8 protein-coding genes and 1 tRNA gene are annotated in these 11,635 nt (G+C 55.1%); all 9 read right to left on the reverse strand.

Translation table 11 applies throughout. The annotated features are described in order from the left end of the window. Positions 1 to 26: 26 nt before the first annotated feature. The gene (locus OLTU_RS02980) at positions 27 to 1,649 is read right to left on the reverse strand and encodes a hypothetical protein (protein ID WP_218109806.1); all 1,623 of its coding nucleotides are present in this window, start codon (positions 1,647 to 1,649) and stop codon (positions 27 to 29) included. Positions 1,650 to 1,675: 26 nt separating this feature from the next. Beyond that, a complete protein-coding gene (locus tag OLTU_RS02985) occupies positions 1,676 to 2,374 on the reverse strand; it encodes an outer membrane beta-barrel domain-containing protein (RefSeq protein WP_141731275.1) in 699 nt (232 codons plus the stop codon). A gap of 273 nt (positions 2,375 to 2,647) precedes the next feature. Further along, positions 2,648 to 3,862 (reverse strand): proline dehydrogenase family protein, encoded by a 1,215-nt coding sequence (locus OLTU_RS02990; protein WP_141731276.1) that lies wholly within the window; start codon positions 3,860 to 3,862, stop codon positions 2,648 to 2,650. Positions 3,863 to 3,928: 66 nt separating this feature from the next. After that, complete coding sequence (locus tag OLTU_RS02995) at positions 3,929 to 4,693, reverse strand: slipin family protein (protein WP_141731277.1); 765 nt, start codon at positions 4,691 to 4,693, stop codon at positions 3,929 to 3,931. 2 nt (positions 4,694 to 4,695) lie between these two features. Next, positions 4,696 to 6,021 carry an NfeD family protein gene (locus OLTU_RS03000; RefSeq protein WP_141731278.1) on the reverse strand — a complete coding sequence of 442 codons (1,326 nt, stop codon included), beginning with the start codon at positions 6,019 to 6,021 and terminating at the stop codon, positions 4,696 to 4,698. 164 nt (positions 6,022 to 6,185) lie between these two features. Further along, positions 6,186 to 6,262, reverse strand: a tRNA-Val gene (locus OLTU_RS03005). Positions 6,263 to 6,307: 45 nt separating this feature from the next. Continuing rightward, a complete protein-coding gene (locus OLTU_RS03010) occupies positions 6,308 to 9,481 on the reverse strand; it encodes a mediator complex subunit 15 domain-containing protein (RefSeq protein WP_141731279.1) in 3,174 nt (1,057 codons plus the stop codon). A 9-nt stretch (positions 9,482 to 9,490) separates the two neighbouring features. Next, a complete protein-coding gene (locus OLTU_RS03015; protein WP_141731280.1) occupies positions 9,491 to 10,903 on the reverse strand; it encodes a hypothetical protein in 1,413 nt (470 codons plus the stop codon). A gap of 142 nt (positions 10,904 to 11,045) precedes the next feature. After that, on the reverse strand, positions 11,046 to 11,333 hold the full coding sequence (locus tag OLTU_RS03020) for a hypothetical protein (protein WP_141731281.1): 288 nt from the start codon (positions 11,331 to 11,333) through the stop codon (positions 11,046 to 11,048). Positions 11,334 to 11,635: the final 302 nt, after the last annotated feature.

Consider the following 11,635-nt stretch of genomic DNA (forward strand, 5'->3'; position numbering starts at 1 on the left):
ATCCCCTTTGCCAGAACCATTGTTGGCTAGAGCTTGCACTCAGGTTCGACATCGATAATCTGGTAGCCGATTTCATCCCACCAGTATTCAAATTTATTGTCTTCCCAGCTGAGCGTCTTGCGACTCCAGCCGGTGACGGCATCCTTATCCGTGACCTTCGACAGCTTGCTGTCCCCGTGCAGCTCCTTGCCCAGGATCTGATCCTTCTGGCTCATGAGCAGTTCGAGGTAAAGGAACTGGGATTGGTCATAGAGTTCGTCAAAGTGATCCTTGAGGCTGCGCAGCTCACCGAGGAAGCGGGTGCCGATCTCGTTGCGCAGGATCGCGGACCGACCGAGCAGCATCTGCTGATACGGTTCAATATCCGGCAGGGAACCATAGATCCCATAGGTCTCGAGGGCATTCAACTCCTCGACCAGGGTCGCATACTGATCGCGGACCAGCAGCATGACGTCGCTCTGCGCGGCGGTGTTCAGCACGTTGATGGGAATCCCGATCGATTCACCCGAGACACCCGTGATGAGGTTTTCAAAGAGTCGATAGGCGGCTTCGGAGCTCAGGCGCTGCCGATCAAGGAAGATCCCGAGGTTCGCCACGGCATCCCGGTGGGTGTCCGCGAAATCCGCCAGGGCATTTCGGGCGTCGTCGTAGCGGCAAACCCAGTAATAAATCATCGATTCCAAAACCTTGCCTTCCGGATTGAAACGATCCTGGAAGTAAGGTGAATGCGCGGAATAAAGGGCGCCGAGGGCATGCTTCACGCTGCCGGCCATGAACAGAGCCCAGGATTGTTCAAAGAGCGAATCATAGAAGAGCACGCTGCTGCGGCGGATCAGGCGATACTCCTGAGCGGCTTCGATGAAGCGGCGTTCCTGATAATAGAGCCGGGCCAGCGCCATGTGCGTGTAGTTGAGCATTTCCGCCATTTCATAGCGGCGAAGCTCCGCCAGATCCTGGGCCGTGGGATTCAGAATCGCACGGAAATAGGCTTCCGCCTGCTGCGGCTGATTCATCTTGATCGCGATCAGACCGAGCTGATACTGAGCCGGCATGAAATAGCGATCCTGCATCACAATTTTTTCATAGGCTTTCTTCGCCGCCGCGGTATCATTCTTCGCGGCAAAAGCATTGGCCAGGATATAGTTCCAGTTGTTGCCAAATGCCGGAGGATTGCCTTCCCGCTGGCCGAGCTTGGTTCCGAGTTCCTCAAGAATATACTGAATCGGCTTAACTTTGGAGGTCTTCCAAAGAATCTCCCAGAGCGGCCCATGTTTGTCATCATAAGGAGTCTGAGTCAGGCCCAGGGCCCGGATCGCATGCTCGGATGCCAGCAGGGGATAGCCGGCGAGGAAGAGCAGCTCGGCCCGCACCTGTTCATAGGCGATACGGCTCTCCTGGGTCAGCTCGCTGAGCCTCGGAACAAAGGTGTCCAGAGCATCCCAGGCAGGACGCTTCTGCAGTTCGCCTTTCCGATATTTATCAAAAAGGACAGCGAGGCGTTTGTTTGTGGCTGGATTGAATGGACCCTGTACAACCTGTTTGGCTGCTGCTTTCCGCGGGGCCGACTGGCCGCTATGGGTCTGGGCCCAGAGCGGTGTACTCACCAGCCCGGCCATCAGCAGTATGCTATGTATCGTTTTCAATGTCATCACGCTCCCACCCAAGGCCAGAATTATTAAAACAGGTAGTAGCTCAGACCAAAGTCGACGCTATATGTATTCTTGCGATAGTCCGCACCGTTGCGAGTTTCCGTATAGGTGCGCGCTTTGAAGTCGATGCGCATCGAAAGATTTTTCGCCCAGTAGAAACGTTGGCCAGCCCCGTAGTTGATGCCGTTCAGGTCACCCTGATCCGAGCTGACGCGCGACATGCCGGCTGTAAAATAAACGTCGGAATACACAATCAGGAAGTCGGCGAGATTGAGCTTTCCATAAAAGGGTGCGAGGATCGCGCTCACATCCATCACTTTCTTGATTTCGTTCACCTCGGGGTCCAGTATCCCCTGGACAAAGGATCCATCCGGTTCACGGCGATAGTATGTGATTTTTCGCAAAGCCTTGCGGTCATCAGAATCCGCGACCTTGGCTGTCATCGATTGCAGTTCGACCCCGATCCATTCATTCAGGAACATCGCTCCGCGGAATCCGAACAGTGTGGTGTCGGTGTAGGCTTCGTTGGTAATGGTTCCGTAAGAGACGCCGAGTTCAGGGCGCAGAGCCTTGGTAAAATAACGATTCTGTAAAATAGTCACAGGGGACTGTTGACCTTTGCCGCGAATCTCTTCGGGCTTAAGGTCGATGGCAAACAGTGAAGGCGCCAGGCTCATCAGCAGAGTTGTCAAAAAAAGACGTGTGCGAACAGATCGTAATCTCATAGGTGACCTCTAATCAAGCCTCCCGCACAGGGGAAACCTTCCTATAACGAAATAGTTCGGTGAATTGGATCGAAACCTTAAACATTTGCCGGGAGCATCACAGACTTGCATGTAATTGTTGAAAATTACCGCGGAATTTCGCAGGGTCTGAATCGAAAAACGAAGCCGATTCGTGACGCACGAAACCCAGCAAGCCTTGTAAAGAGTGTAACACGAGCCGTCGGTAGGAATAGGAGGGCAAGACTTGCCCTCTTCAAGAAAGCGGATGAAGGATTATTTTTTTGCGGCTTTACGTCGCGCGTATTCGCGATTCAAAAGATCGAGTTCGCGACTGCTTTGTCCCAGGACCGAGGAATTTTCCTGGGCCCGTCTTGTCAGATAGGGGAGGAGTTCCGAGACGGTTCCATAAGGCACATACTTCGCCACGAGGTAACCGGCTGCGGCGAGGTTGAAGCTGATGTGATCGCTCATGCCGAGAAGCTGCGCAAAGTGAATGCGCTCATCGTTCGGCGCCAGGTGATGTTGAGCCATGAGTTCAACCAAAAGACGCACGGAATCCTCGTTATGCGTGCCGGCGCAGATCGCAATGCGATCGACATGGGCCACACAGAATTTCAAGGCTTCATTGTATTCACGATCCGTGGCTTCCTTGCTTGGGTTGATCGGTGAAGGGCGTCCCTCCCGAGCGGCGACATTATTTTCCTTTTCCAAATAGGCGCCGCGCACGAGTTTCAGGCCGAGATAAAAACCGTTCTCCTTGGCCGTCTGATGGCAGGCCTTGATAAACTCCAGACGATCATGACGATAAAGCTGAACGGTATTGAAAACGATCGCCTGTTCCTTGTTCAATCGGGCCATCAAATCCATGGCCAGGGCATCGACGGTTTTTTGAATCCAGGTTTCCTCGGCATCGATCATGATGCGAACACGCTTTTTCGCAGCGTGCTGGCAAATGGCTTCAAAACGGCCTTTGACGCGTTCAAAGGCGGCCTGCTCGTCCGCGCTCAGTTGCTCCCCGCGATCCAGCTTGGCCAAAAGATCGAGCGTGGCCACACCCGTGGGTTTAAATACAGCGAACGGAATCAGACTGCGGTGCTGCGCAGCCATATCAATGGTTCGAATGATTTCCTGGGTAACCAGATCAAAGTCCGCGTCCTGGCCGCCGCCTTCACGGGCAAAATCGAGGATGGTGCCGACCGATTTGGAGCCCAGTTTCTCGATGCGTGGGAGGCAATCCGGAATGGTCTCGCCACCGCAGAAATGGGAAAAGATCGTTTTCTTGATCAGCCCTTGAATGGGCAGACGCAATTTGAGGGAAAGGTCGGCGAAGGTTGGGCCCAGTTTGACAACCAGGGGATTGCCAATCACTTTGAACAGAAAAATGGCCTGCTTGAGTTGCTCGTCGCTCAGTGAGGCAAAGGCAATGGCCGTATTGGTCAGATCGAGCTGGGCAGCAGGCGCTTCGGGTTGACGTTTGGGATTGGACATGACGTGGCTCTCCGTAGGATCCGTGGCGAGAACACCCTAGCAGAAGAGCCCGTAAAAGTCATGAGTTCACTCTTTTTTTGGCCTCATGTTTTGAAAGGCTTCGAGCAGATCGATAGGCAGTGGAAAGAATATGGTTTTTGCGTTGTTCGAAGTTGACATGTCGGCCATGGTCTGGAGATAACGCAGCTGCAAGGCTGTGTAATTATTGGATAACAGATCGGCAGCACTGCGGAGTGTTTGGGCCGCCTGCAACTCCCCTTCGGCCGCGATGACTTTGGCCCGGCGTTCGCGCTCGGCTTCCGCCTGGCGGGCCATGGCGCGCTGCTGATCGGGAGGAAGGTCGACGTGTTTCACCTCGACGGCCACCACCTTGATCCCCCAGGAATCAGTGTTTTGATCCAGTATGCGCTGCAGGTGCAGGTTGATCTTCTCACGTTCCGCCAGGAGTTCATCCAGAGAGTGTTCGCCCAGAACGGAGCGCAGGTGGGTTTGCGAGAGCTGCGCCGTTGCATAGAGATAATTCTCAACGTTGATGATCGCCCTCATGCTGTCGACCACCTTGAAGTAGACCACGGCATTCACCTTGAGCGAGATGTTATCCCGTGTGATGACATCCTGCGGATCGATATCCATGGTCACCACCCGGGTCGACACCCGGGCCTCCACGCGATCGACGCCGGGAATCAAAAATATAATCCCAGGGCCCTTGGGTTGACTCAGGGCCCGGCCCAGGCGGAACACGATGGCTCTTTGATACTCGGGGATGATGCGCACCGAAGCGCTAATGATGAGAAGAACTCCGATGACCAGCAGTACCAGCATGAATTCCATGGTTAATCCTTTCGTGGCGATTGAAGGAGCCTGACCTTCAGATTGAGTCCATCGATCACTTCCACCACAAGCCGGTCACCCGGCTGGACGGTTTGATGATTCACTTCCGTGGCATTCCAATATTCTCCAAAGATGCGAACGCGGCCGTGGCTGTCAACGAAGTATTCGACCGCTTCGACTTCGGCACCGATCAGCGTTTCGACTCCGGATTGAGGCTTGGACCGCATATTCCTGAGTATCAGCCAGGCCAGCGCCAGGAAGAAGGCCACCAGAAAAAGTGCGGCCGGAAAGATGAGCCAGCGGGAGATGCGCATGGCGGGCTCGGCCTTGTCGTCGATCAGGAGGATCGAGCCGGTGATAAAACCGATCAGACCGCCAAGGCCCAGCACGCCGAAACTCGGCAGAAAGATTTCCGCCACCATGAAGATGACGCTGGCCAGAATCAGCAGCATGGCTCCGAAGTTCACCGGCAGCATGGAAGAGGCAATAAGAGCGAGCAGAAGACTGATGGCGCCGATCACACCCGGGGCAATGGTGCCTGGATGCGTGATTTCGAATGCCAGTCCCGCAAGGCCGACGATGAAAAGGAGATAGAAAAGGTTGGGGTTGCTCAGGATCTCGAGCAGCTGATGACGGAAATTTTTCTTGAAGGCGTGCAGCTCCGCGTTGGATGTTTGGAGCGTGCGTTTGCTTTCCCCGATCCTGACTTCACGGCCATCGATGGTTTTCATCAGGGTTGTCACATCCGAGGCGATGACATCAATCACCTTGTTTTCCAGTGCCTCGTTTGCAGTAACGGAAAGGGAGTTGCTGACGAAGGAAGCCGCCATCTCACGGTTGCGACCGCGTGCCACGGCGATCGATTCAATAAAGGCGACCGTATCGTTTTCAATCTTGGAGCGCAGGTCGGACTGATCGTCGATATCGCGGCCACTGATATCGATCGGATGCGCCGCCCCGATATTGGTGCCTGGAGCCATGGCCGCAACATGGGCCGCGAGCGTGATGAAGGTTCCGGCACTGCCCGCATGTGCGCCATCGGGGCCAACCCAAACCACGACGGGAACCTTGGCCGCCATAATATCCTGGACCATGGTCCGCGTGGCCTCGAGCGATCCACCCGGCGTATCGAGAACGATGAGAAGGCCATCCATCTTCTCGCGGTCGATTTCATTCAGAGAGCTTTTCAATATATCAGCGGAGGCCGCTCCAATGGTTCCAAGATGCAGTTCAAGCCAGCGTGGTGCGGGTGCATCCGCACCGCGGGCCAGCAGCGGGATAAGGCCCAGGAGCAGGGTGAACAGAGTTCGTAGAAAGCCGTACGCCATGGATGAGGACCTCCTGTCGTGCAAGACACAAGCTACCTCTGATCACGGCCGGCCGCAAAGGCCAAATTGAATTCGCACACCTTGAGAAAAAGTGCTCGAGCTTTTGTCAGAAATGTTGGGGAAAAAAAGAAGCGAGTGCAGAAAACTGAACTCGCTGAAAGATCTGGTGGGCGCTCACAGATTCGAACTGTGGACCCTTAGCTTGTAAGGCTAATGCTCTAACCAACTGAGCTAAGCGCCCGATCCTCAAACGAGGAATGGGTTATCGCAGAATTCAGAAATGCTGTCAACCGACTTCTTCGTCCTCATCCTCTTCGTCATGGTCCGACGCGACCTGGCTTAGATTCCACCCATCTTCGGTCACCGAGGCGTTGGCGTTGTTTTCCTTGGTCACGGGTCCTTGCGGAGCACGACGGACAAGGCGTTGTGGACCTTGGGTTTCATTAAGCAGACTGTCTTTTTTTGGCTCCGATCTTTTCGTGGCTTCGGGTGCCCAGGCATCGGCACTCGCCTCCGCCTCCGCAGGCTCATCATCGTCCTTTTCGGTCAGGACATCACTGCTAGGGGCAACATCCCACGAATCGCCGGGTTCGAGGTCTTCGTCCTCGACCTTTTTACTCTTGGATTTTTTTCCTGAGTCCACCTGCCATGAATCATCGGTGCCTTCGTCCTGATCCTCATCCTCGTCTTTCTTTTTCCGCCAGAAAAGGCCTTTGCGTTTGGGCTTGCTTTTCTCGATCGTTCCAGCCTTTGGCAGGATTTCGGAAAGACGGGCTTCCTCGGTCATCTCAGGTTCATCATCGAGCTGCTGACTGAGCGGTTGCTTTTTGCTCGGCTGGCTTTGTGCCATGCGCGAGGACGTGATGGGAAGTTCCTGTTCAGGCTCTGTCGCAGGAGCAAACTGAGGACTCGCGGGCGCGGCCGGTTGCGGTGGCACAAAGCCCTGAGGCGCAGGTGCCGGTGCCGGCTGTCCTGCAAAAGCAGGCTTCGGAGCCGTTTGGCCTGCCGGAGCATAAGCCTGGTGGACATAAGCGGGCTGTTCCGAGGTCGGCTGCTGCGACTGCGGTTGCAGATTGGGAATAAACTCCGGATGCGAGGCCGACGCGTGAGCAAATTCGGGTGCTGACGGCATGGGCGGTGCCGCCATGGGTGCAGGCGCTTGCATACCAGGATTTTTTCCGGGCCTGGGCCGGTCCTGTGCAGGCTGCTGAGTCGCCATCGGTTGATGGGAAACGGCCTGCTGATCATGCGGCATGCCTTGCGGGGGCATAGGATGCGATGAGCCAGGCTGCTGATGGGGCATCATGCCTTGATGTGGAGCAACAGGATTCTGAGGCATGGAAGCCTGGGGCGTCATGGGCTGCTGTTGCATCGGCTGCTGTGGATGCCTGGAGTTTGGCTGATTGGGATAGGACTGCTGTGGGGGCACGCCTTGTGGTTGAGCATAAGGCTGGCCTTGAGGTGCCTGCTGATTTGCATAAGCATGCTGCTGTTCCATCGTCATGCCTTGCGGTGGCATGGGTGGTTGAGCATAGGGCTGTCCCGGTGCGGGTTGCTGGTTTGCATAAGCCTGCTGTTGTTCCATCGGCATGCCCTGGGGCGGCATCGGCGCCTGATGTTGCATCGGCGCCTGATGTTGCATCGGCTGCTGTGGATAAGGCTGCTGTTGCCCCATCGGCGTGCCATGAGGCGGCATCGGTGCCTGAGCCTGTGAATTAGCCGGCTGATGTTGCATCGGATCACCGTGTGAAGATATCGGCGCTTGAGCGTGCGGCTGTTTTTGCATCGGCTGCTGAGGATAACCTTGTGGCTCCATCGGCCTGCCCGGTGCTTGAGCGTGCGGCTGATTTTGCATCGGCTGCTGAGGATAACCTTGTGGCTCCATCGGCCTGCCCTGGGAAGACACCGGTGCCTGAGCCTGCGGCTGTTGCATCGGCTGCTGCGGATAAGCCTGCTGTTGATCCATTGGCCTTCCCTGCGAAGGCATCGGCTGCTGATGTGGCATCTGCTGCGCATAAGCCTGCTGCTGTTCCATCGACTGCTGATGAGGCACCGGTGCTTGAGCCTGCGGCTGTTGCATCGGCTGCGCGTAAGCCTGCTGTTGGCCGGCCGGCATGCCTTGAGGCGACATCGGTGCTTGAGCGTGCGGTTGATTGTGTGTCGGCTGCTGCGGATAACCTTGCTGTTGTTCCATCGGCATGCCCTGAGGCGGCATCGGTGCTTGAGCGTGCGGTTGATTTTGCGTCGGCGGATAACCCTGCTGCTGTCCCATCGGCATGCCTTGGGGCGGCATTGGCTGCTGCGGATAACCCTGCTGTTGTTCCATCGGCATGCCTTGGGAGGGCATGGGTGGTTGAACATAAGGCTGCCCTTGCATCATGGGCTGCTGCATCGGCTGTTGCTGGGCATAAGCCGGTCCACCTGTCGGCTGCTGTGGCATTGATGGTGCCTGCTGCTGATGGGCCATGTCCTGCCGCCGCTTCCGACCGGGATGCAATGATTTTTCCAACATGGAAATCGGTATCACTTCGGAAACTTCAGGTTCGTCATCGTCATCAAAATGCGAACTCTGCATAGGCTTCTTCGCCGCCGCTGACTTCGCCTGTGAACCCCCCGATGACCAATCGTCATCATCACCCACATGCGATTCTGCATGAGTTGCCGGCGAATGTCGGCTGTAATAATGGGACTCCTCGTCCTCCGTAATCTCCTTGTTATCCTCTTCCTCGATACGCTGTCCGAGGCGAGCCAGCCGCCGCGCCCGCATAAATCGAAACATAAACCAGGCCAGAAGCATAAGCAGCACGACGATACCCGTCAGGACGGGGCCACGCCACCTCCAGGGTGGATCGCTTGCGAGTTGGGCGGAATGCATGGAGGTATAAGCGATCGCCAGTCCAGGAGAACTCTCATCCTCAAAGACCGTCGCCAGATCCGTGTAGGTCATTACAAAGTGATTGGTCGCCGACGAGATCAGAATATGCATCTGCATGATGGGGACATCATCATACTGAAATTCCGTATAATACAGGATCGAAGGATCGCCTGTTTCCAAACGCTGAATGGCGGCATCACGCAGGCGATAGCCCGACACGCGGTTGGAAATCTTGCCGAACTTCTCGACGATCAGGTCCCCATACTCCTTCATGGTCACTTCATCGATATAGCGATGCTTGTTGAAAACCATGATCTGAATGGTCGGCTGATAGATTTGATCAGGCTGTTTGGGCGCCTCAAAGAGCAGCGACGAACCATGCGATTCCTTGTGCACCAGCCAGCCGTTGGGCGGCACGATACTGAACCCCACGTCCGGGATCTCCACACGTTCCCCCGTGGAAACGAAAGGCTCCTCCTTGACCTCCTGCTGCGCCTCAGAGGGGCGTGGAGGGGGTGGTGCCTCAGCCCGAAGAGCTGGCATTATGCTCCCAAGGAGCAGTCCGATCAAAATCAGCTGTTTCATAAAAAACCCTTATACGGAGCGAGCCAACTTCAGCTCGGCAAAGACCTGGGCAAAGGATTGATCATCCAACGTAAAGGTACGGACACTGTCTTCAATCCAAACCATGGCCGAGTCATCAATTTCATAAAGTCCATAACGATGGGGACCATCGTCGGGCAGGCGATCCTTCTGATTCCCCTCGATCTCCAAGGGAATCGACACTTCCATTCGCATCTGTAGTTTTAAAATGGTCTGCCAGCGGTGGGTGGGATGCCATTCAGGGTCCGATAGGGCCTTATAAATCGCATTCAGACGCCATATCCCCACGTCTTCACCGTCGGCAACGCGGCTTTCCGAAACGAACATGCAGGTATCACCGGCCTTCACATAAGGACCCATGGCACGATGTAAATATTCGATGCGGTGTTCCGGTTTATGGTAAAGGTCATAACATTGCTTGGCCGAGAGTTTGACGATCCAGTGGCGGCCGGAATTCGGGACTTCATCATCTTTATGGAGTCGCAAGAGAAGCTCCTGTGGGTAGTCGGTTGGCAAGCCTTGGGATTTCAGACGCGAACGCGCCTTTTCCAAATAATACTCGCTGCGTTTTCTGAGCTTGTCCGACATCGACTTACGCCCACCTTGCAGAAGAGTCGCCCCGATCATACACAGCACATCAGGATCCTCCTCCTGGCTGCGACGATTCAGTTTCAGAAACTCTTCGAGAGCTGTGCGATTGCGATCGATCAGATAGGAGGTATAAGCGAAGTAGAACTGATACTGGCTATTCAAGGGAAAGGCATCGCGCAGAAAGCGGGCGAACTGCCAGGCCTTGCGAAACTCCTTCGCACTGAATTCCTTATGAAAGCCAATCTCCGCATCCAAGGGGCATTCCCCGATGCGTTCCTGCAGGGTGGCCAGGACCTTGCGAGAGAAGGCGGAGTCCTGGTCACGAACGCCGAGCAAGGCGGCACGCCGGAGCACAAAGTAATCCGTTGTGGTCTTGATCATGCCTTTGGCGACCTGCAGCTGATCCTCTTCCGAAAGATCAGCGCCGAGCACCAGGCTGAGTTCACGGACATAGGGATCCGAGCTGTGGCGCTGGAGCTTGCGCTGCAGAATGCGGCCCGCTTCAAGTTCGCCCAATTCGTAATGAATGAGGCCCGTCAGCGCATAGAGTCCGATCCAACTGGGATGCTGATAATTGATATTTCTTTGAATGTGCCGCTGCAGAATACGAAGACTGCTCTCATCCTGGTCTTCGGCCAGCGCTTCAATCCAGAGGCGGTAGTAGGGGTGAGGTTGCTGCGACTTTCCATCGGCAAGGCGCTCGCTGAGCAGGGAAAGTGCTCCCTCTTTCTCATTTTGCCAATAGAGCCGGAGGGCTTGCAGGTATTCCGGATCAGGACCTTGCATCCTGTTATTTTTCTGACTTTTAACCATCCAAACCTCCTGGGAACTGTCCTGCGCAATGCACGCAGAACCCGTATCGGACCAGGAGATTGGAACTTTAGCTTAACAGGGCGAAATATCTGACTAATTTTTGCCCAGGGCCGGGTTAAAATTGCCGAGCCCTTGAGCTTACTTAGCTGGCAATCTGGGCGGCCGGGGTCTCTTTATTCATGAAAGGCATTTCCAGAACGCTGGCGAAATCAGGCTGGGTCATGGGCATGGCATGCAGTTCTTCCGAACGCTCGATCAAAAGATCGCGCAATTCCCGATAACAGCCTTCACAGATGGGTTGGCCGAAGGTTCTTTGTTCGACCTCGCCCCACATCGTGAGAGCTGACCACGCATGTGAACTGAACTCACGTGAACGGCTTTTACGCGCCTCACAACAGACACTGCATGAATTGGTAACTGACTTACGCATGCGCCCCTCTCCTTTCTGAATAGCAGAGAATAATAACCGACTGTTCCATCACCAGTATGGGACTGATGATACCAGGCTCTGACGAACCCAGACATGGACCACAGTCTGGAGGTGCGAATGCCTCAAGGTGCTGGGCTACATGCGCTAAGCCGCATCAGAATTTTATAGATATGTGTTGTGCTCGTGCTTCATTTTCCACATCCCGTATTCGGTGTCAACAAAAATTGTTTCGAGATGCGAGAGTTTCATGCAGAGATTTCGTTGGGATAAACACGAAAAATGAAGGGGGGAGGATGAGGGTA

The sequence above is a fragment of the Oligoflexus tunisiensis genome, assembly GCF_001748245.1.
Taxonomy (GTDB): domain Bacteria; phylum Bdellovibrionota_B; class Oligoflexia; order Oligoflexales; family Oligoflexaceae; genus Oligoflexus; species Oligoflexus tunisiensis.